Consider the following 20,959-nt stretch of genomic DNA (forward strand, 5'->3'; position numbering starts at 1 on the left):
GCACTTGCGCCGTGCCCACCACCTCTCCGCAATTTTCGACCGAAGCGGTGGGCACGCTTCGCTTTGCCCACCCTACGGCACCTTCATCCCCGCAAAATCGCCAGTGCCAGCGTCTGCGCGCGCGGCACGATGCTGTCGAGCTCGAGATATTCTTCCGGCGTGTGTGCGAGACCTCCGACCGGCCCGACACCGCAAATCGTCGGCGTGCCAACGGCCGCGGTGAAGCCGGAATCGGCGCAGCCGCCGGAGAACTCGCCCTGCAGCGTGGTGAGGCCGGCCTGCTTCGCCGCGGCCTGATAGTTTTCGAACAGCACCTTGGAAGCCTCGCTCTGCACCACCGGCACGAACTCGCCCTTGATGGTCAAGGTCGCGCTGGTGCCAGGCACGTAAGGCGTCGCGATGATCCGCTCGATCTCGACCATCACGGTGGCGCGGTCCTTCGGATCGACATAGCGCATGTCGATTTGTCCCTCGGCGAAAGGAGCGGTCGTGTTGACCGACTGGCCACCCGACACGAGGCCGACATTGAGCGTGATGCCCTTGGTGAGGTCGGTCAGCGCGTGGATCTGGATGATCTTGTGCGCGAGCTCGCCGATCGCGCTTATGCCGGCGGCGAAATTGGCGCCGGAATGCGCCGCTTTGCCGGTGACGGCCATATGCATGAAGATGCCGCCCTTGCGGCTGGTGACGACATTGCCGGTGGGGCGGCCCGGTTCGGAGTTGAATACCGCGCGTGCGGCGCGCCCTTCGCGCTCGATCACCGGCCGCGACGAGGGCGAGCCGATCTCCTCGTCCGAGGTGATCAGCACCTTGATCGGATGCGGTGAGCCGCCGAATTTGTGGAAGGCAGTGGCCACGAACACGTTTATGACAAGGCCGGCCTTCATGTCGGCGACGCCGGGTCCATAGGCGCGGCCGTCCTTGATCGTGAACGGACGACGTCCGGCCTCGCCCTTGCCGAACACAGTGTCGCGATGCCCCATCAACAGCACTGGCTTCTCGTTGCTGCCGGGTTTTGCCACTTCGGCGTGGAGCGCGTCGCCAAACGTGCCGTGGCTCTCCCGGCGCGAGGGAATGCCGTGCTCGGCAAAGTGCCGCTCGAACCGCGCACCGACCGCATCGACGCCTTCCTTGTCATAGGACCCGGAATCGATGTTCACGACATCGCGCAGCAGATCGATCATCGCCTGCCGCTGCGACGCCAGCCAATCCGTGATTTGAGCTTCAGACATGTGGTTCCTCGCGTGGATCTCATGCGGGTTATAGGGCGTTGTGCAGGCGCGACCTAGTCGGAGAATGCGGTGCGGCCATGTCCACCAATGTCGTCCCGGCGAAGCGGGTGGGGTGGACCACAAAACAAAATGCCCGGGACTTGGCCCGGGCATTCACGTTCGCAATATACAGCCTTACGCCCCCATCATCGGCATCCGCGGATACTCGCCGGGCGTGCCCGCCGGTGTGATCGGGATGCCGCCGTCCGCATATTCGTTGAGCTTGTTGCGCAGCGTGCGGATCGAGATGCCGAGGATGTTGGCGGCATGGGTCCGGTTGCCGAGGCAGTGCTTGAGCGTCTCCAGGATCAGGTCGCGTTCGACGTCGGCGACGGTGCGGCCGACGAGGGCCCGCGTCACCTGCTCGGCGGCCATGGTGGCATGCGCCACGGCCGGTGCCGTCTTGGCGAGGTCGAGGCGGTCGCCATCCGGCGTCAGGATCGCATCGGGGCCGATCTCGTCGCCCTGCGCCATCAGCACCGAACGGTGCATGGTGTTTTCGAGCTCGCGGACGTTGCCCTGCCAGCGGTTGGTGGAGAGCACGCGGCGCGCCTCGGCCGAGATCGGCCGCATCGGCACGCCGTTGGCCTCGGCATATTTTTTCACGAAATGCTGGGCGAGCTCGAGAATGTCGGCGGGACGCTCGCGCAGCGGCGGGATCTTCAAGTTCACGACGTTGAGGCGGAATAGCAGATCCTCGCGGAACGTGCCTTCGCGCACGGCTTCCGCCAGATTGCGGTTCGAGGTCGCGATGATGCGGATGTCGACCGGGACCGGCTTGGTGCCGCCGACGCGGTCGATGACGCGCTCCTGGATGGCGCGGAGCAGTTTTGACTGCAGGCGAACGTCCATCTCGGAGATTTCGTCCAGCAGCAGCGTGCCGCCGGTCGCCTCCTCGAACTTGCCGATGCGCCGCGCAATCGCGCCGGTGAAGGCGCCCTTCTCATGGCCGAACAGCTCGGACTCCAGCAGATGCTCGGGGATCGCGGCGCAGTTGATCGAGATGAACGGACGCTTGGCACGGGCCGAGCGGGTGTGGACGTAGCGGGCCAGCACTTCCTTACCCGTGCCGGATTCGCCGGTGATCATCACCGAGGCGTCCGAGCCTGCGATCTGCTGAGCGAGCTTGACGACCTTCGCCATCGCCTCGTCGCGATAGATCAGCTCGCGGGAATCGTTGGCGACGGCGGCGAGCACCGCTGCGATCAGCTCCGGATCGGGCGGCAGCGGGATGTATTCCTTGGCGCCGGCGTGGATCGCGGCGACAGCGGCGCGGGCGTCATTGGTGATGCCGCAGGCGACGATCGGGGCGTGGATGTGCTCGGCCTCGAGCCGCATCACGAGCTCGCGGATGTCGAGGGCGACGTCGACCAGCAGGAGGTCGGCGCCCTTGCCGCCGCGCAGCACGCGCATCGCCTGCTCGTGATCCTCGGCATGGGTCACGGTGGCGCCGTTCTCCATCGCGATCTTGGTGGCGGTGGTGAGCTGGCCCTTCAATGTGCCAACGATGAGAAGCCGCATGTCAGTCTCCTGTCCGTCTGTTCGCGCTGCCGCGCTTTATTCCTGTGCGTGCGCTAGCCGCGTTCCGTCCTGATGATTTCCGTCATGGTCACGCCGAGCTTGTCCTCGACCAGCACCACCTCGCCGCGGGCGACGAGCTTGTTGTTGACGTAGATGTCGATGGCCTCGCCGACGCGCCGGTCGAGCTCCAGCACGGTGCCGGGCCCGAGCTTCAACAGCTCGCCGACGTCCATCTTGGAGCGGCCGAGCACGGCCGAGACCTGTACCGGCACGTCGAAGACGGCCTCGAGATCGGCGGCGACGCGCGAGGCATATTCGTCCTCGTTGTAGCTCACATCGGCGCCGGCCGGCGGCAATGGGCCGTTGAGGTCGGGCAGCGGGACCTGTCCGTCGTTGTCGCTCATGGCTTAATTCCCCCTGCGGGACGCAATATAGCGTCCGACCATATCGTCGATCTTGGCCGCGATAGCGCTGCGCTCCAGCACGACGCCGCCATCGGCCCATTCGATCCGGCAGTCGCCGGTGGCAATTTCGAGCTCGGCCAGGATCACCAACCGTCCTTCGAAGCCGCTCTGCTTGGCGAGCCGCTCGATCTTCTCGCGCGCTCTGTCGTAGAGCGCGTCGTTGATGCGGACGACGAGATGCGGCGTCGCGACCAGATGCGAGAAGCAATCCTTGACCAGCGCCATGATCTCGCCGAGCGGCTCGGCGGCGATCAGGTCGGCGCACAGCTTGCGCGCCACCGCGACCGCGACGTCGACCGCCTCGGTCTCCATCTTGCTCTCGATGTTGCCGATCCCTGCAGCGATGCCCCGGATCGCGATGTTGATCTCTTCCATGGCCAGCGCGACGCGGCGGTCGCTCTCGGCCTTGGCCTCGCGCTGGCCCGCGGCAAAGCCGTCCTGATAGGCGCGCGCTTCGGCTTCCGCGACCTTCTGCGCGATCTCGGCCGCGGTCGCGGCCTTCTCGCGCGTCCGGTCCGGCGCGGCGAAGTCGGTGTCGAACAGGAATTTGGCCGGAGCGCCCATCAATACACCAGTTCGTCGTCAGCGCGGTTTTTGGTCAGCATGATCTCGCCTTTGGCTGCGAGGTCCTTTGCGAGGTTGACCAGCAGAGCCTGGGCCTCGTCGACGTCGCGCAGGCGCACCGGGCCCATCGCGGCCATGTCGTCCTGCAGCATCTTGGCCGCGCGCGAGGACATGTTGCCGAAGAAGAAGTTGCGGACGTCCTCGTTGGCGCTCTTCAGCGCCACGCCGAGCTTGTCCTTGTCGACGTTGCGCATCAGGGTCTGGGCCGATCCGGAATCGAGCTTCACGAGATCGTCGAAGGTGAACATCAGCGCCTTGATGCGCTCGGCCGATTCCCGGTTATCTTCTTCCAGCGAGGTGATGAAGCGGGTTTCGGTCTGACGGTCGAAATTGTTGAAGATTTCCGCCATCACCTCGTGGGCGTCGCGGCGGCGGGTCTGCGAGAGGTTGGACATGAACTCGGTGCGCAGCGTCTTCTCCACGCTCTCGATCACCTCCTTCTGCACCGCCTCCATCTTCAGCATGCGATTGACGACATCGAGCGCGAGGTCCTCGGGGAAGATGCCGAGCACGCGCGCGGCATGCTCAGGCTTCAGCTTCGACAGCACCACCGCGATGGTCTGCGGATATTCGTTCTTGAGGTAGTTGGCGAGAACCTCTTCCTGCACGTTGGAGAGCTTCTCCCACATGTTGCGGCCGGCGGGGCCGCGGATCTCGTCCATGATGCCGTTGACGCGCTCGGGCGCCAGATATTGCTGCAACAGGCGCTCGGTGGCGTCGAAATTGCCCATCAGCGCGCCGGAGGCCGACATGCGCGAGACGAATTCGAGCAGCATGTCTTCCACCGTGTCGACCTCGACGGTGCCGAGCGTCGACATTTCCAGCGACAGCTGCCGCACCTCGTCGTCGTCGAGCAGCGACCAGATCTTGCCGCCATATTGCTCGCCGAGCGCCAGCATCAGGATCGCGGCGCGCTTCGGCCCCGCCACCGCTTCGACCTTGGCGCCGCCCGCCGCGCGGGTGCCGGCACGCTGACCGAGCGTGGAGATCACGCTGGTGATGTCGTTGGAGTTGGCGTTCTGCAAGCTGGCGGCCATGTCAGTTCACTTCTCGATTATTTCGCGGGTTCGGTCAGCCATTGACGAATGATGGCGACGGTTTCGTTGGGATTGCGCTCGGCGAGCTCGCCGACGCGATGGACGGACTGGGCGTGGACCTGGCCCTGGATGGTGGCGACGTCGATCGCGTTGGCGGCTCCGCTCGGCAGGAGCGGTTGACCGGCCGGCGCGGCCTCTTCGGAAGCGGCGGGGCCGGAGAGAACGCCGGAGATCGCGGCGGCGACCTCGTCGGAGGCGAGGATGCGTTTCACCAGCGGGCGGATCACCATGAACATCACGATCAGGCCGAGCAGCATCATCACGCCGAGCTCGACGAAGTACATGACGTCGTCCTTGGTGAACTGCAGCGCGCTGAGGAAGCCGCTGGGCTCGGCGATCGGGGTGGTGGAGGGGGCGTCGGCAAAGCGCAGATTGACGACCTCGACCTGGTCGCCGCGCTTCTGGTCGAAGCCGATCGCCGAGCGAACCAGGGTGGCGATGCGATCGAGCTGCTCCTTGGTGCGGTCGGTGTAGGCGAGCTCGCCTTTGTCGTTCTTGGTGTAGATGCCGTCGACCAGCACCGCGACCGAGATGCGGTTGACCCGGCCCGCCTCGGTCACTTCGGTCTTGGTGGTGCGGGAAATCTCGTAATTGTTGGTCTCTTCGGTCTTCTTGCTCTGGTCCTTCGCCGCCGGGCCGCCGTTCTGCTGTTGGCCGGGGAGCTCGTTGTTGACCGTGACCTGGCCGTTGTTGTCGGCGGTCATGCTCTGCTCTTCGCGGGTCTGGGTCGAGCGCAGCACGCGGCCTTCGGGATCGAACTTGTCCGAGGTCTGGGTGACCTTGTTGAAGTCGAAATCGGCGGAGAGCTGGACGCGGGCGCGGCCTGAGCCGACCACGGAGGAGACGATGTCCTCGACCTGCTTGCGCATCCGCTTCTCGTAGGCGGTGCGCCGCTCGTCGCCGATCTCCTGGTCCGGATCGGTCTGGGCGCCGTCGGCGAGCAGCTGGCCGGCTTCGTCGACGATCGAGACCCGCTGCGGCTTCAACCCGTTGACGGCGGAGGCGACGAGGTGGCGGATGGCGCGAATCTGCTGGGCTTCGAGCGAGCCGCGGACCCGCACCACGATCGAGGCCGACGGCTCCGGCGCCTCGCGCGAGAACAGCGGACGCTCGGGCAGCACGAGGTGGACGCGGGCGGCCTGGATCCGGTCGATGGCGCGGATGGTGCGGGCGAGCTCGCCCTCCAGCGCGCGCAAGTGATTGATATTCTGGACGAAAGAGGTCGTGCCGAGCGCGTCCGACTTGTCGAAGACTTCATAACCGATGCCGCCGCCCTTGGGCAGGCCGCCCTCGGCGAGCTTCATCCGCAGACGGGTGACCTTGTCCTTGGGCACCATGATGATGGTGCCTTCGTTGCGCAGCTCGAACTGGATGGCCTGGCGTTCCAGGTCCTTGATAATACTGGACGAATCCTCGACCGAGAGGTCCGTGAACAGCGTCGTCATCTGCGGCGTGGTGACGCGCATGATGACGAAGGCAAAGAAGCCGACGAGCGCGGCGGTGACCGCGATCATCGCCCCGAAGCGGGCGGCGCCGATACCTTTTAAAAAGTCCGCAAGACCTTGCAAGCAACCGCCCCGAAGCTTCGACCCGCAACTGAGCGGCCGACTGGGCAATTATTGCCTAGGTGATGGTTTCGATATGGTTAACGAAGGTTAAGAGCTCGGACAAAAGTAGCGCCAAACGCAAACATGAAAAAAATCGGCCTCGCAACGCGGGGCCGATTTTCGTCAAAAGCAGCAGATTTCCGGATTGCTTTACTGGCGATATTGCTGGATGCGGGTGGTGCGAAGGCCCGCCAGACCGTGCTGGTCGATGGAAAACTGCCAGGAGAGGAATTCGTCGACCGTCAGGGTGTACCGGCTGCAGGCCTCCTCGAGCGAGAGAAGTCCGCCACGAACTGCGGCGACGACTTCAGCCTTGCGGCGGATGACCCAGCGTTTGGTGCCGGGTGCGGGCAGATCTGCAATCGTCAGCGGACTGCCGTCCGGCCCGATGACGTATTTTACCCTCGGGCGATGGGGTTCTGTCATGGCGTACTCACAAACTCTCAACCACTGAACTCACTTCACAACCCTACGCATCGCGGCTTAAAAATCCGCTAAGCCTAAGGCTTCAATACAATTCTCGTTGAAACTTGCGGGAACGCCGCTGTCCCTGCGCGCTGAAAACGCAATTTTTAGCGGGCCGAGCGGGGTCATCGTAAATACTTTACTAACGAACAGAGCGCGCAAACCGCGCGCATCAGCGCAAAGCGCGAGTCCTAGCTGCCGCTGCTGCTGGTCGCGACGATGCTCTTCACCTGGCTCAGCGTGTAGCTGCTGCCGTCGATGCTGAGCAGCGGCGGCGACTGGGTCAGGTCGACGGACGACACCGTGCCCTGCACCTGCGCGGCGATGCCGACATTGTTGTTCGCGACGTCCTTGCCGGTCGCCGTGATGGTGTATTTGCCGTCAGGCCATTGCGTGCCGTCATTGCCCTGGCCGTTCCAGGTGAAGGGAACGTCGCTGGCAGCACCGGCGGTGTATTTGCCGGTGAACACGATCTGGCCGCTGGAATTGGCGATCGAAATGTCGACGGTCGCATCGCTCGGCACGTTGAGATGCCAGGTCGCCGACGAGCTCTTCATCGTTGCGGTGGTGCCGTCGACCACTGCGGTTTTGCCGACGAAGTCCAGCGCCTGGGTCGCCTGCGTGGTCTTTTGCAGGGTAACGAGCTGCGACAGCGAATCATTGGTCTTGAGCTGCTGCTCGACGCCGGCGAACTGCACCAGTTGCTGGGTGAACTGGTTGGTATCGAGCGGAGAGAGCGGGTTCTGGTTCTGCAGCTGCGTGGTCAGCAGCGTCAAGAAGGTCTGGAAGTTGCCGGCGAGCGTCGCGCCCGTGGACGAGCTCAGGCTCGAGCTCGACGAGGACGACGACGATGAGGTTTGCGTCGTTCCGGAGACGACGGCAGGCGCGGTGGCGGAATTCGTGGTGGTCATGTCGAATTACTCCTCACACTCTGATATCGACGCCGCTGCTCGATCCGAGCATGCGGCCATAGCTGCGGCTGACGGGCGCGGCGGCGGCAGAATCGTCTTCACTGATGATCAGCCGGCGGGAATTGCCTGAATTGTCGTTGTTCTGTCCGGAGTTCTGCCCCGACGAATTCTGGTCGCGCAGGCTGAAGGAGAGCCCGTTGCTGCCGGTCTTGAGCCCGGCATCGTCGAGCGCGCGCTGCAATTGCGGCGCGTCCTGCTGCAGCATCTGCAGCGTCTCCGGCTTCTCAACGGTGAGATGCGAGGTGACCTGGCCGTTGCGGTCGACATTGATGCGGACGTCGATGCGGCCGAGATCGACCGGATCGAGGCTGATGTCGAAGCGCGTCTTGCCGGCGCGCGCGGCGGCCGCGATCTCGACCGGGATGCCGCTGATCGGCACCGCCGTCGAATTCGCCGCAGTCGCGGTCAGCGTCGCGGTGGAGGCGGTGGCCGTCGATGTCGTATTGGTCAGCGGCGCCTGCACGGCGGAGGCGGCCTGCGCGCTGGCGTCGGTCGTCGCGCTAGCGGTGGCCTGCGTGTCGGCATGCGCGTGCGTGGTCGGCGCGGCCGGCGTCGCGCCAGCCGTGCGATTGGCAGCATCGGCCTTGGCGTCGGCCGCAGTTGCGTCGGCCTGCGGCTTTGCGGCTTGCGGATGCGCGGCGGCGTTGGCCATCGTTGCGGTCGCAGGAATTTGTGCGGTGGCAGCAGTCTGCGCGGTCTTGCCGGTGTCCTGGCCGATATTGGAGACGTCGCTCTCGCCCTGCGCGGTCGCGGCGCCCTTGAACGAGGTTTTGGGCGTGCCCTGATCGACCGCCGTGAGCTGCGCGGCGTTACTCTTGGCGTCGGTTGCGGTGGTGTCGGTCGCAGCGCCAGCCGCATCGGCAAGCGCGGTCTTCGCGTCAGTGGTCTTGGCGTCTCCGGTCTTGGCGTCGCCGGTCTTGCCGGTGGCATCCGTCTTGGTGCCGGCGATCTGCGCCGCGGTCGAGGCGCTGGCGGCGATGCCGGCAGCGGCAATCGTCAGCGGCGATGAGGCGGTGCTGGCGGCCTGGTTCGCCGCCGCATTCGGATCGACTGGCACGACCGGCGCGGCAACGGGGACAGCGGTCGGATCGGGCGTCGCCGCCGGTGTTGCGGTGGCCTGCGCCGCGGCAGCGGCATCGACCGCGGCGGCGAGGCCATCGGTGGTGCCGGCGGTCTTGGCGCCCTTGCTGTCCTTGGAGTCCTGCGACTTGTCGCTCGCCTTGGTGCCGGACGCGTCGCTCTTGTCCTTAGGTTTAGCCGTCGCCTTGGTCGGATCGGCCGGCGTGTCGCTCGCCGCCTGCGTCGAGGAAGCCGTGCTGTCGGTCGCGTTGCTCTGCGAGGACTGGTCGGTCGAGGACGAGTCGCGCGTGCTGCGGTCGGACGAGGAGGGCGACGACGACGATGAATCGGTCCGCCGCGGCGCGTTGTCCTGGCTCGCGGACGAGGCGCTGTTGCTGATGGCCTGGGTGTTGCTGTCGACCAGCGAACCGAAGGAGTCGCTCGCCGTCGTGTCCTTGGAGCTCTGGGACCGGGCAGGCTTTTGCTGCGCGCTGGAGACCTGCGCGCTTGCCGCTACGTCTGACGTGACACCGACCACAGGCAACCCCTTGAAAACATCTTCGGACCAGAAGGTCAGCAAGGAGCGGGCCAATCGTCCGTGTCATAAATTTATATAGTAAAATCAACATCTTGATGAATCGACGCTGCTGTCGTCGGCCGCCTCGCGGCCCCGTCATTTCTGCCGCCCCGGCAAGAATTGCCCTCAGCTTGCGGCTCGCGCGATTGCTTCACCGGAATGCCGCCTATATTAAAGGGTGCTCTCAGCCGCTTTCGACCGGGCCAGCCGCGCCCTTCGGGAACTCTCGGTTCCCGGGGACCGCCGGTGCCCCGGCACAAAGCATCAGGAATCGCGGATCGCCGCCGTCACGTCAGCTTAAGTGCCATGCTCAACAGTCTGGATCTCCAAGGCCGTCCTGAGGATACCAGGGTCGTCGTTGCCATGTCGGGCGGCGTCGACTCCTCGACGACGGCTGCGCTGTTGAAGGCGGAAGGCTACGATGTCGTCGGCATCACGTTGCAGCTCTACGATCATGGCGCGGCGACCCACCGCAAGGGCGCCTGCTGCGCCGGCCAGGACATCCACGATGCCCGCGACGTCGCCGCAAAACTCGGCATTCCCCATTACGTGCTCGACTACGAGGACCGCTTTCGCGAGTCCGTCATCGACAATTTCGCCGACTCTTACGCGCTCGGCGAGACGCCGGTGCCCTGCATCGAGTGCAACCGCAGCGTCAAATTCCGTGACCTGCTGAAGACCGCGCGCGAGTTAGGGGCGCAAGCGCTCGCCACCGGCCATTACGTCGCCTCGCGCCGCCGCGACGACGGTTCGCGCGCGCTGGTCTGCGCCGCCGACAGCGATCGCGACCAGAGCTATTTCCTGTTCGCGACCACGCAGTCACAGCTCGACTTCCTGCGCTTCCCGCTCGGCGACATGACCAAGCCGGAGACGCGCGAGCTCGCGCGCCGCTTCGGTCTCTCCGTCGCCGACAAGCACGACAGCCAGGACATCTGCTTCGTGCCCACGGGGCGCTACACCGACATCATCACGCGGCTGCGTCCGAACGCGATGGACCCCGGCGACATCGTCGATCTCGACGGCCGCGTGCTCGGCCGGCATCACGGCATTGCCAATTTCACCATCGGCCAGCGCCGCGGCCTCGGCATCGCGGCCGCCGCGCCGCTGTTCGTGGTGCGGGTCGATGCCGCCAACCGCCGCGTCGTGGTCGGCCCGCGCGATGCGCTGAGGATGCACCGCATCTCCTTGCGCGACGTCAACTGGATCGGCGGCGGCGACATCGACCGCGCGATTGGTTCTGGTCTGGAGCTGTTCGTCCGCGTCCGCTCGACCCGCAGCCCCCAGCCGGCCTGGCTGCGCGGCGCCGACGGCCATTACGAGGTCGAGCTCGTCGCCGGCGAAGAGGGCGTCTCGCCGGGCCAGGCCTGTGTGTTCTACGACGCGCCATCGGGGCAGGCGCGCGTGCTCGGCGGCGGATTTATTCAGAGCGCCGCGGCGAAGGTCGCGAGCCATACGGCGATGCCGCTGGTGGAAGCGGTCCGCGGCTGAGGGATGACGAAATCAAACACGACTGGTCGGGCTGGGTTCACCTCTCCCATAGGGAGAGGTCGGATCGCATCGATAGATGCGATCCGGGTGAGGGGTTGCGGTCTCAACAGTGATTGCGGCCCCTCACCCGGATCGCTCTGGACGATGCTTCGCATCGCCGTCGCAATCCGACCTCTCCCCGTTGGGGAGCGGTGAAGTAAAGGCAGGGGGCATGGCAGCAGACATCTCGCGGGCCGGGGTCGAGAAGGCCTATGGCCGCTGGGCGCCGGTCTATGATCTCGTGTTCGGCAAGGTGTTCGACGCCGGCCGGCAGTCGACCATTGCGGAAGCCGACCGCATCGGCGGCCGCATCCTCGACGTCGGCGTCGGCACCGGTCTCTCACTCTCCGATTATTCGCGCACCACAAAGATCTGCGGCGTCGACATTTCCGAGCCGATGCTGCGCAAGGCGCAGGCGCGCGTGCGTGCGTTGCGCCTCTCCAATGTCGAAGTGCTCTCGGTGATGGACGCCAAGAACCTCGCCTTCCCCGACGCCGCCTTCGATGCGGTGGTCGCGCAATATGTCATCACCGCCGTGCCCGATCCCGAAGGCACGCTCGACGAGTTCGTGCGCGTGCTCAAGCCCGGCGGCGAGCTGATCCTGGTCAACCACATCGGCGCCGAAAAGGGTCTTCGCAAACTCTCCGAGCTCGCATTCGCGCCGCTCGCCCGCCGCCTCGGCTGGCGCCCGGAATTCCCCTGGCAGCGCCTGGTCGACTGGGCCGCCAAGCACAGCGGCATCACCCTCGCCGAGCGCCGCCCGATGCCGCCAATGGGGCACTTTTCTCTGATCCGCTACCACAAATCATAACGAGCTGAGCCCGGCCCGCAGCCAAGCCGCCGGCGCGCCCCTCTCCCGCCTGCGGGAGAGGGTAGGGGAGAGGGCTCTCTCCATCAGCGTATATCGCGAGCGGAGAGAACCCTCACCCGGCACTGCGTGCCGACCTCTCCCGCAAGCTGGCGAGGTGCACCGAGCGCGCGGCGGCGATTGCACCCAAATTCGCCCCCGATCCAACCCCGATCACATCGCATTTCCTCCGGGAACATCACCCCCGCCCCCCGCGTTCCCCTCCCATGCGCACGACATCAAACATCATCCTGGCCAGCCTCCTGATCGCCGCCTCCGGCGCCGCGATCGCGCAGGCCCCGCCCGCCCCGGCGACGCCGCCGCAAGCGACCGCGCCGCCATCCCCGCAACACACGGCCGACTGCACGCCGCAGGACCGCCCGAACCGGGCCACCGCGCCGGATGGCACCACCACCGGCCAATCCCGGGAACCGCTCGGCGACAAGCTCGCAAAATCTGACGGCGTGCTCTGCCCGCCTGCCGGCGTCGACCCCGAAATGCACGCCCCCGCGCCGAGCACGGACGGCGCCATGCCCGTCATCCCGCCCCCCGGCAGCCCCGGCGGCGACCCCACGATCAAGCCGAAATAGCTTAGTTTCACCGCTTCTTCCTTCGCCTCTCCCCGCCGGGGAGAGGCCGGAATCCGCGCAAAGCGTGGATTCTGGGTGAGGGGGACTCTCCACGAGTCTGGTGCCGGAAATCCTGCGGGTGAGTGCCAAAAATCGTTGTTTTCCCGCCGACTTGTCCCGCCGAAGCCATTTGGCGAAGGCGGAAACCTTAGGTGTAGGCGGAAGCTTTCGCGACAGCGGAAGCAAACGCGGATTGACAGCCCGCCGCCCCCTTCCTTATATGCCGCGCGTTCGCGAGATCGGCCATATTCGGCCCCCGCGAGCCCTGTGGCGGGGTAGCTCAGCTGGTTAGAGCACGGGAATCATAATCCTGGGGTCGGGGGTTCGAGTCCCTCTCCCGCTACCAATCGTACGATTTTGTACGCCAAGCTACGAAGCAACTACGACTTGCGCGCAAGTCGATCCGCATATTCAGCATTCTCTTTCGACATGACCGCGGATGGCGTTCGCGCTTGCGTCGATCCGACCGTGCTCACGAGCTTTCGCGACCATTTCAGTGTAGCCGTGCTCCCACGCCTCGTCCGCTGGACGACCGGGGAGCGAAGGAACGAGGTCGATGGGGACGAGTGCATTTTCCGCATCGACAAAGCTTATCCGCCTCGCCGAGAGAGAGGCGGTGTCGGTCTTGCCCTTCAGCACCAGTTTGATCTGCGGAAATCGAATAGGTCCGTCAGGCGCACTCCACCGTCAAACAAACATTCAACGATCATTGCCGACTCCATTTTCACGGTCGTGTGCCAATGGCGATGAGATGGCCACTCCTCGCATACCGAACGCACTGTGGAAACGCATTGCAGCTCGTCACGATCTCTGCGGGCCGCATCCGTCCCGTCGAGATAACCAGCGGGATGCTTTCCGCTGTTGACCACCGGGCGTTCCTCCCTGCACTTGAACTCCACGACAGGTCCAGTCGTGGAGCTCTTTTCGGGAGCGATGATGTGCGACAGGCTCTCAGTTGGTGATTAGGTTCAACGCTCGGATATGTTGTCCCGGTTCATGATATTGGACAGGTCCAGCGTTGCATTGAGTTTCACCAACGGTGACCGGCGCGACGGCGCCGAAGCGGCCGGGCTGAGGTACAGTTCCGACTTGATGGTTTGTCACCGCAATGTGAAATAGGATCTGCGTCGCATCTCGCGCTAGGGGCACGAGGCCGTTCTGGAGGAAGTTCAGAATTGGCTTGACCACGATCCCAATGCAATGGGTGTCCGCCGTCAGACAGCCGAGCATCCGTTCGGCGCGATGAAGTATCGGATAGGAGCAACGCACTTTCTCACGAAAAGGCGTGACGTGTTCCCGCGCCTGCGTCACCGCCTGCTCGAAAGTCAGCGTTCCTTCCGCAAACTTGTCGTTGAGATCGTTGGCGACGCCGATTGGAGCCTGCTTGTAGTTGGCCCCGTCATGGTGATTGCGCCAGCGCACGAACCAAGCGCCGCTGCGCTTGCCCTTGCGATAGCCAAGGTGCGCCTCAGCGTCGAGACGGCTGCCAATGCACGCCAAAATCCAGCCTCGAGCGCGCCTTGGCGGTCGTGAGCTGAGCCTCAATAAGTCTTTTCGCCATTGCAGCCCCCTCCAGAAGACGTCGAATATCCGTCGAATAAGCATTCACGTTACGAGACCGAACAACGACGAACGATCTCCATCTAAGTTATAAAACGATATTATGGCGAACTGACGCGAAAGCTAAAGGAAGAACCATTCCAGCCCTCTCAAGGCTGAAACAGGGGTTCGATTCCCCCCTAGGGAGGTCATGGAGCTTTCCGTCACGACGGTCGGGCAAGTCTTGAGTAGCGGCGAGCCCGTCATGCGCATCGTGCCGCGTGACGCCAAGCTTGAAATCGAGGCCTATCTGGCCAACAAGGACGTCGCCTTCGTCAAGCCGGGCCAGAAGGCCGTGATCAAGCTGGAGGCTTTTCCATTCCTCCGTTACGGCACCATTTTGGCAACGATCGATCACGTTGCACTCGACGCCATTCCTGAACCCGACGCCCAGGCGACGGAGGGCGATCCGACAAGGTCCAACCGTTCAATCAAGAGCTTCGCAGGGGCCCAACGCGTTCAGAATCTCGTCTTCCCCGTGAAACTGGTGCCCGACCGAACGACGATGACGATCGACGGCGAGGCCGTGCCGCTCACGCCTGGCATGGCGATCAACGTTGAAATCACCACGGGCAGCAGGCGCATTCTGGAATATTTGTTCTCCCCCCTCGTCGAGACGACTTCCGAAGCCTTCAAGGAAAGGTGAAGACGAAGCGTTCGTGGCTTCCATCGTCAAGGACGGATCGCGGCCGCGTATCGCTTGCGCGCGCGTACCCGCCGCTCACGTGGCAAACACGATGGCGCCATCGTTCGGCAACCTCGGTCCCAGCGTCTGGGCAATGCGCCAATGGCCCCAGAACTTGGCTTTCGAATGCCGCGAGAACGGCTGGCTGGGTCAGTTGCGCAAAAACTTTCCCCCACGCGACCACGCTGGATGCCGAAGAGCTCGATCGCCCGGCCTAATCCCCTGGCCGGATGAACCCTACGCGTACGCCGAGTGGATCGGCGCTCCAAAATTACACAGAAATTTCAATGATGTACGAGTTCGCAGTTTTATTCTCGCGCGCCATTTTTGCGCTATTCCACGACATCGTACGATATGGCTCCGCTTCGGGAGCGCCACGCCGCTCGATGATTGACTGATGGCGGCCGCTGTATCAGCCGCGTTGCGCCCGCTCGAATTGCCATTTTGCGCTGCGTCGCGATCCCAGCGACGCGGTTTTCCAGCACCTGCGTCGCCCACCTAGAGGCGGAGTCCCGACCACGAATCAAGCGGCGGGCGTCCCTCATTTCCGCTATGATCAAACCATGACGATCGGGATTACCGGACCCGAACGGAAGCGACCAAGGCAAAGTGCCTCGGTCGGGTTCATCATTGCGGCCGTTGTCGGTGGGATTTGCCTGATTCTGCTCTGGCTCGCGAGCGACATCCTGGTCGACTGGCTGTGGTTTTCCTCGATCGGTTATCTGCAGGTTTTCTGGACAACAATCGGCGCTAAAGCTGCCGTGCTTTTTGCGGTCTGGACGGGGACCGCCGTCTTCCTTTGGTTGAACGGATGGTTCGCGGTGCGTTTTGCTCGACGGCCGTCGACACAACCTGTCGCCGCTTCCGGGTGGCGAGCCGCGGGCAACGCGCCGCCGGATCAGCTTGCGCTCGTGCGCGATCGACTGCCGTGGCCCTGGATGATTGCAGGCGGCGCAGCCTTGCTCGCGCTGCTTGTCGCCTCGGCAGAAGTCAGCAACTGGGGCGTCTTCCTGCAATTTGTCTATCAGGTGCCATATGGCGCAGACGATCCGCTCTACAACAAGGACATCGGCTTCTATCTCTTCTCGCTGCCCGCCTATATCCTCATCAAGAACTGGATGATGCTCACGATCGTTCTGAGCGCGCTTTTCGCCGCGGCGATCTACTGGGTGCACGGCGATATCGAGTACGACATTCATCACCGATCAATGTCGCCGACGGTGATTGCTCACGGCTCGGCGCTGCTCGGTCTTCTCTTCGCGGCGAAGGCCTGGTCCTTTGGTCTCGATCGCTATCTGCTGCTCTACGGCGACAACGGTGTGGTCGTCGGCGCGAGTTACACCGATGTCCATGTGGGGCTGCCGGCCTTGTGGCTGATGATCGGACTTTCGATCATCGCGGCGCTCGCCGCGCTGGTGAATTTGCGAGTTCGCACCTACCGGCTTCCGGCCGCGGCGATCGTGCTCGTCGGCGTCGGCACCTTCGTGTTGTCCGGCATGGTCCCGGTGCTGTTCCGGCAATTCTTCGTCAAACCAAGCGAGCTGGAGCTGGAGAAGCCCTACATCGAACGCAACATCGCGCTCACCCGGCAGGCATACAATCTCGATAAGATCGCAGCTAGGCCCTTTGCCGCCGAACAGAAGCTTACCTTCAAGACGCTCGAGGCCAACAAGGCCACAATCGACAATATCAGGCTGTGGGACTGGCTGCCCTTGTCGGACACCTATGCTCAACTGCAAGAGATTCGCACCTACTACAAATTCCATGATCTCGACGTTGATCGCTACTGGCTCGATGGCTCCTACCAAAGCGTGATGCTCTCGGCACGCGAACTGCGATCCTCGCTGTTGCCGCCGAACGCCCAGACATGGGTGAACCGCCACGTGCTGTTTACTCACGGCAACGGCGCGGTAATGAGCCCGGTCACCCGCAAAAGCACTGAAGGACTGCCGCTGTTCTATTTGCGGGATATTCCTCCCGTTGCGGATGGAGGCCCGGAAATCCACGAGCCGCGCATATATTACGGCGAAGAGAGCGACAACTACGTCATCGTCAAGGGGAGCACGCCGGAGTTTGATTATCCGAAGGGAAAAGACAACGCCTATGCGGACTATGACGGCGCCGGAGGCGTTCCGGTCGGTGCAGTGGTGTGGAGGATGCTGTTCGCCTTCTACTTCAACGACCCGAATCTGCTGCTCTCGAACTACATTACGCCGGACAGCCGAATTATGATCCGGCGCAATATCCAGGAACGAGTGCCCACGATCGCGCCATTTCTCAGGCTTGATCATGATCCCTATCTGGTGATCGGCCATGGGCGGATGTTCTGGATGCAGGACGCCTATACGACGAGTCCCTATTTCCCGTCGGCGCCGCCCGCGCAGGATTTCGATCTCAATTACATTCGCAATTCGGTGAAGGTCGTCGTCGATGCCTATCATGGGACCGTCGACTTCTATCTGATGGATCCCAGTGACCCGATTGCCGCGACCTACGGGCGCATCTTTCCGAGCTTGTTCAAGCCGTTCGCAGCGATGCCGCTGGACCTGCAGAAGCACATTCGATATCCGGAGGATTTGTTCCTGATTCAGGCGCGGCTGTACCAGACCTACCACATGGAGGCCGCGGACGTTTTCTACAACCGCGAGGATCTCTGGCAGTTCCCGCGCCAGCCGGGCGGTGGCGGCGTCTCGGTGATGAACCCCTATTATATCGTCATGCGGCTGCCCGGCGAGCCACAGGCCGAGTTCTTCCTCATGGTTCCCATGGCACCGAGCCGCCGCGACAACATGATTGCGTGGCTGGCTGCGCGTTGCGACGCGCCCGACTACGGCAAGCTCATCGTGTACGAATTCCCAAAGGAGAAGCTCGTCTATGGGCCGTTTCAGATCGAGGCGCGGATCAATCAAAATACGGAGATATCGCAACAACTCACGCTGTGGAATCAGATGGGCTCGCGGGTGATACGCGGCGCGAACCTGCTTGTGATCCCGATCGAAAACTCGATCCTGTATGTATCGCCGCTCTATTTGCGGGCGGAGCACGGACACTTGCCGGAACTGAAACGTGTGATCGCAGCCTACGGCGAACATGTGGTGATGAAGGAGACGCTCGGCGAGGCCTTGTCCGCGCTGTTCATCGAGCCTGGCGGGGCGCGGCCGGTCTCGATCGCGATTGAGGAAATGCCTGTCACAGGCCCGTCGACAGGTCAGGCAAGGGAGGCGCTCGATCGCTACAATCAGGCCGTTGAACGATTGCGGTCCGGCGACTGGAAAGGCTTTGGCACGCAGTTCGATGCAATGCGCGAGCTCCTGGAGGAAATGAACCGACGCTCCACCGGCCATTAGTCCAGCGCCACCACTCCCAAAGTCTGGACGGCATCGGCAAAGAGACGCGCGCCGACATCGTCTTGCGTTTGCACCGACGCAAGGTGTCAGGCCGCCGCTTTCGACGCTCTGGCCGGATTTCAGTGATGCGCCGAAACACTCCTCACGGTCTCGGTCAGCAAATCACCCGACGCGGAACGCCCGAGGTCGCCCAGGCTGATGATGCCGACCATCCGCTTGCTCTTGTTGATCACCGGCAGCCTGCGGACCTGCAACTTCTCCATGTGATGCATCGCCTTGGCGAGGTCATCGTCCTCCCGGCAACAATGGATGCCTTCGGTCATCACATCGCGCGCCGTCGCGCGGCCGGCATCGAAGCCGTTGCTTGCGAGTCCTTTGCAGACGATGTCGCGGTCGGTCACCATCCCGATTAGTTTGTCGTCCTCGCCGATCGGAATGCAGCCGATGTCATGCCCCCGCATCAGTTTCGCAAGTTCGGTGATTGGGGTGTTGGGGCTGACCCAGTCGACGCCCTTGTGCATCACGTCTTTGACTTTCATGGCGAACCTCCGTTCCAGGGTTTCAGATGCATCCTTAATCGTGCGCGCTGAAGCGCCCGTGCAATGCGTTGGCCGTCAGGCGCGCAAACTGCGTATGGCCCATATGAAGCAGCGTCGCGTGATCGCCGGCTTCCATATAGACGTCCGGCTGCGCCTCGATGCTGTCGTCGACGATGGTATCCAGCCCGTAGCACTTGCCGACGACGGGAACTGCACCGTGCGCACAGTCGCGGAACAGCTTCCCGATCTCGGTTTCGCTGGCGATATGGACATTGTCACCGAGTATTGTCCTCAGTTCCGACGGGCGGAGATGGTGCGATGCGGGCAGGATTGCCAGCATGTATCCGTCGTCACGCCGCAACACGATGCCCTTGGCGAGGCGATCACCCGAGATGTGGCATGCCTCCGCCGTGTGAGTGGAGGTCATGCTGAGTTCGTGCGGAATCACTTCGTATTGGATGTTTTCAGCGGCTAGATATTTCTGGAGTGTGGGAGCAATGGCCATGACGTAACCTCCGGCGCAAAATGCAAACCATCCACCGTGAGGTTGTCCCCTGCAGAATCTCGCCGTACGATGAGCGGCTGCGTGGTTAGACGCTCAACATAGGCCTCCCACCCGCAAGGTGCAATTCGTCATCGTCAATGAGCATATGCGAGGATCCCGTGGGGGGGGGGGTGGGATATTTCTGTCGAAATCATATAGCAATTTCAATTATATAAGAGTTCGCGGCGTCGTTCTGGGTGGCGCGCCAAAGCAGGACCATTCCACGACATCGTACGATGGCTCACTTCACGAGCGAATCGTCCTTTGAGGGAATGAAACCGCGTCGCCTCCAGATTGCGGCGGCTGGCGCCAAGGTCGCCGAATTCAACCGTGTCCGCGATCCTCCCTAGCCCCTGCAAGATCGAGATAGCCGACGCGATCCATGACGCCGTCCGCAAGCGCCACCTTGTAGACAGCTTCGGCGAAGCGCCTGTCGTCCGCTACTCGGCTCAACTTGCTGTTTCCCACGCGCTGCGGCAGCAGCATGCAAATCGGCTCGAGCATTTCGATCTCGAACGGGACCATGACGCCGGCCGTCATCGAGAACGGGCCGGGCGTGAGCAGCCTGGTGGCAATCAATTCGCCGTCGTCGATCGAACTCTCAATCCCGACGTCGAGCAGCCATACTTTCGAGTTGCGGAGAATGTCGGTGGCGATCAGGCCCACCGCATCGTGACGCTGCTCAATCAGGAGTATTGCAAATTGCGACCTTCGCATTGCATCCAGCATCAGCCCTTCGTCGGACTGCGCTTCGAACCTGGCCGAACACCATTGGAATTTCAATCACACAAGAGTTCGCGGTTTTATTCTGATTGGCACGCCATTTTTTCGAAGCTATTCTCCCGTCTCGATCCCGATTTGATTGTTCCACCCGCGGGGTGAGCCTGTGGCATTGGCGATCAACATCCGAGCCGACAACAGTTCAGCGGACGAGATCGAGCGGCTGTGGGATCAGGTCAGCGCGTTCGAGGCCAAGGCGTCGATGCGTGCGCTTGGCTACCGTCCGCATTTTACATTTGCGATCTACGATGGGCCCGCGATCGACGAAAAGGCTGCATGGGACGCTATGCTGGCAGCTGCGGCCGGCGAAACGCAGTTGCGCATCGAATTCAAGCGTATTCGCTGGTTCGAAGGTTCTCCGCTTGTCCTCTGGGCGGAGCCAGTGGTCGACGAGGCCCTGGCTCGCGTTCATGGCGCTGTCAGCGTGGCAATCGATCCTGCGCATTGTCGTCCTCATTATCGGCCCGGCGCGTGGACGCCGCACTGTACGCTCGGCACTGGCATCGCAGATGAGCGGCGCAATGATGCCATTGCCTTTGCACGGACGTTCGATCGCAGCATCGAAGTGATGTTCGACGTGGTTGATTGTGTTGTGTTTCCACCGGTGAGGGTCATCTCCGAGCGGAGATTGGCGCCGTAGTCGGTGATCGCTTCATGAATGGCGCGCCATTTGATCTCCTGTCGCGACTGAGGTGAAGTGGATCGGCTCGGAATTCGCCGCAGCGGAGAACGCCGTGGCGAACGGTCTATTCAATCTGCGACCTCCGGGCCTTGGGCCCGGAGGTTTCATATGCCGATCCCAATCC

The 20,959-nt window shown here is 63.2% G+C and carries 20 protein-coding genes and 1 tRNA gene; 7 read left to right on the plus strand and 14 right to left on the minus strand.

Annotated features, from left to right (window positions below):
• Positions 1–83: 83 nt before the first annotated feature.
• From ACP2YP_RS07965 to ACP2YP_RS08005, 9 genes are all read right to left on the minus strand, one after another.
• Positions 84–1,232 (minus strand): M20 family metallopeptidase, encoded by a 1,149-nt coding sequence (locus ACP2YP_RS07965; RefSeq protein ID WP_426423479.1) that lies wholly within the window; start codon positions 1,230–1,232, stop codon positions 84–86.
• 174 nt (positions 1,233–1,406) lie between these two features.
• Positions 1,407–2,792 (minus strand): sigma-54 interaction domain-containing protein, encoded by a 1,386-nt coding sequence (locus ACP2YP_RS07970; protein ID WP_426423480.1) that lies wholly within the window; start codon positions 2,790–2,792, stop codon positions 1,407–1,409.
• Positions 2,793–2,845: 53 nt separating this feature from the next.
• Positions 2,846–3,196, minus strand: a complete 351-nt coding sequence (gene fliN / locus ACP2YP_RS07975; protein WP_426423481.1) for a flagellar motor switch protein FliN — start codon at positions 3,194–3,196, stop codon at positions 2,846–2,848.
• A gap of 3 nt (positions 3,197–3,199) precedes the next feature.
• A complete protein-coding gene (locus ACP2YP_RS07980; RefSeq protein WP_426423483.1) occupies positions 3,200–3,820 on the minus strand; it encodes a FliH/SctL family protein in 621 nt (206 codons plus the stop codon).
• On the minus strand, positions 3,820–4,917 hold the full coding sequence (fliG, locus tag ACP2YP_RS07985) for a flagellar motor switch protein FliG (protein ID WP_426423484.1): 1,098 nt from the start codon (positions 4,915–4,917) through the stop codon (positions 3,820–3,822). The genes ACP2YP_RS07980 and fliG overlap by 1 nt, the downstream gene beginning before the upstream one ends.
• A gap of 17 nt (positions 4,918–4,934) precedes the next feature.
• Complete coding sequence (gene fliF / locus ACP2YP_RS07990) at positions 4,935–6,545, minus strand: flagellar basal-body MS-ring/collar protein FliF (RefSeq protein ID WP_426423486.1); 1,611 nt, start codon at positions 6,543–6,545, stop codon at positions 4,935–4,937.
• A gap of 189 nt (positions 6,546–6,734) precedes the next feature.
• Positions 6,735–7,010, minus strand: a complete 276-nt coding sequence (locus tag ACP2YP_RS07995; protein WP_002714638.1) for a DUF1153 domain-containing protein — start codon at positions 7,008–7,010, stop codon at positions 6,735–6,737.
• A gap of 230 nt (positions 7,011–7,240) precedes the next feature.
• Positions 7,241–7,960, minus strand: coding sequence for a flagellar hook assembly protein FlgD (locus ACP2YP_RS08000; protein ID WP_426423488.1), 720 nt, complete (start codon positions 7,958–7,960; stop codon positions 7,241–7,243).
• Positions 7,961–7,973: 13 nt separating this feature from the next.
• Positions 7,974–9,617, minus strand: coding sequence for a flagellar hook-length control protein FliK (locus ACP2YP_RS08005; RefSeq protein WP_426426072.1), 1,644 nt, complete (start codon positions 9,615–9,617; stop codon positions 7,974–7,976).
• Between the two features lie 345 nt (positions 9,618–9,962).
• Between ACP2YP_RS08005 and mnmA the strand changes: the two genes are divergently transcribed.
• The 4 genes from mnmA to ACP2YP_RS08025 all read left to right on the plus strand — a co-directional run bounded on the left by mnmA (position 9,963) and on the right by ACP2YP_RS08025 (position 13,005).
• Entirely contained in the window at positions 9,963–11,144 is a 1,182-nt protein-coding gene (mnmA, locus tag ACP2YP_RS08010) for a tRNA 2-thiouridine(34) synthase MnmA (RefSeq protein ID WP_426423489.1), read from the plus strand.
• 211 nt (positions 11,145–11,355) lie between these two features.
• Positions 11,356–11,994: a class I SAM-dependent methyltransferase gene (locus tag ACP2YP_RS08015; RefSeq protein WP_426423490.1), complete on the plus strand. Its 639-nt coding sequence runs from the start codon at positions 11,356–11,358 to the stop codon at positions 11,992–11,994.
• A gap of 263 nt (positions 11,995–12,257) precedes the next feature.
• Entirely contained in the window at positions 12,258–12,620 is a 363-nt protein-coding gene (locus ACP2YP_RS08020) for a hypothetical protein (protein ID WP_426423491.1), read from the plus strand.
• 308 nt (positions 12,621–12,928) lie between these two features.
• Positions 12,929–13,005, plus strand: a tRNA-Met gene (locus ACP2YP_RS08025).
• 65 nt (positions 13,006–13,070) lie between these two features.
• On the opposite strand, the gene ACP2YP_RS08030 is transcribed toward ACP2YP_RS08025, so the two are convergent.
• Together ACP2YP_RS08030 and ACP2YP_RS08035 are read right to left on the minus strand one after the other, a co-directional pair.
• Entirely contained in the window at positions 13,071–13,298 is a 228-nt protein-coding gene (locus ACP2YP_RS08030; RefSeq protein WP_426423493.1) for a hypothetical protein, read from the minus strand.
• 312 nt (positions 13,299–13,610) lie between these two features.
• The gene (locus ACP2YP_RS08035) at positions 13,611–14,159 is read right to left on the minus strand and encodes a hypothetical protein (protein ID WP_426423495.1); all 549 of its coding nucleotides are present in this window, start codon (positions 14,157–14,159) and stop codon (positions 13,611–13,613) included.
• 250 nt (positions 14,160–14,409) lie between these two features.
• On the opposite strand from ACP2YP_RS08035, the gene ACP2YP_RS08040 reads away from it, so the two are divergent.
• Both ACP2YP_RS08040 and ACP2YP_RS08045 read left to right on the plus strand, forming a co-directional pair.
• The gene (locus ACP2YP_RS08040; protein WP_426423496.1) at positions 14,410–14,904 is read left to right on the plus strand and encodes an HlyD family efflux transporter periplasmic adaptor subunit; all 495 of its coding nucleotides are present in this window, start codon (positions 14,410–14,412) and stop codon (positions 14,902–14,904) included.
• A 602-nt stretch (positions 14,905–15,506) separates the two neighbouring features.
• A complete protein-coding gene (locus ACP2YP_RS08045; RefSeq protein ID WP_426423498.1) occupies positions 15,507–18,290 on the plus strand; it encodes a UPF0182 family protein in 2,784 nt (927 codons plus the stop codon).
• 119 nt (positions 18,291–18,409) lie between these two features.
• On the opposite strand, the gene ACP2YP_RS08050 is transcribed toward ACP2YP_RS08045, so the two are convergent.
• The 3 genes from ACP2YP_RS08050 to ACP2YP_RS08060 all read right to left on the minus strand — a co-directional run bounded on the left by ACP2YP_RS08050 (position 18,410) and on the right by ACP2YP_RS08060 (position 20,039).
• The gene (locus ACP2YP_RS08050) at positions 18,410–18,829 is read right to left on the minus strand and encodes a CBS domain-containing protein (protein ID WP_426423500.1); all 420 of its coding nucleotides are present in this window, start codon (positions 18,827–18,829) and stop codon (positions 18,410–18,412) included.
• Positions 18,830–18,863: 34 nt separating this feature from the next.
• A complete protein-coding gene (locus ACP2YP_RS08055; RefSeq protein ID WP_426423501.1) occupies positions 18,864–19,334 on the minus strand; it encodes an aminoacyl-tRNA deacylase in 471 nt (156 codons plus the stop codon).
• A gap of 363 nt (positions 19,335–19,697) precedes the next feature.
• Positions 19,698–20,039 carry a hypothetical protein gene (locus ACP2YP_RS08060; RefSeq protein ID WP_426423503.1) on the minus strand — a complete coding sequence of 114 codons (342 nt, stop codon included), beginning with the start codon at positions 20,037–20,039 and terminating at the stop codon, positions 19,698–19,700.
• Between the two features lie 220 nt (positions 20,040–20,259).
• On the opposite strand from ACP2YP_RS08060, the gene ACP2YP_RS08065 reads away from it, so the two are divergent.
• Positions 20,260–20,793, plus strand: coding sequence for a 2'-5' RNA ligase family protein (locus tag ACP2YP_RS08065; protein WP_426423504.1), 534 nt, complete (start codon positions 20,260–20,262; stop codon positions 20,791–20,793).
• The last annotated feature ends 166 nt before the right edge of the window (positions 20,794–20,959 follow it).

Origin of the sequence: Bradyrhizobium genosp. A (assembly GCF_049949275.1) — a bacterium.
Classification (GTDB): domain Bacteria; phylum Pseudomonadota; class Alphaproteobacteria; order Rhizobiales; family Xanthobacteraceae; genus Bradyrhizobium.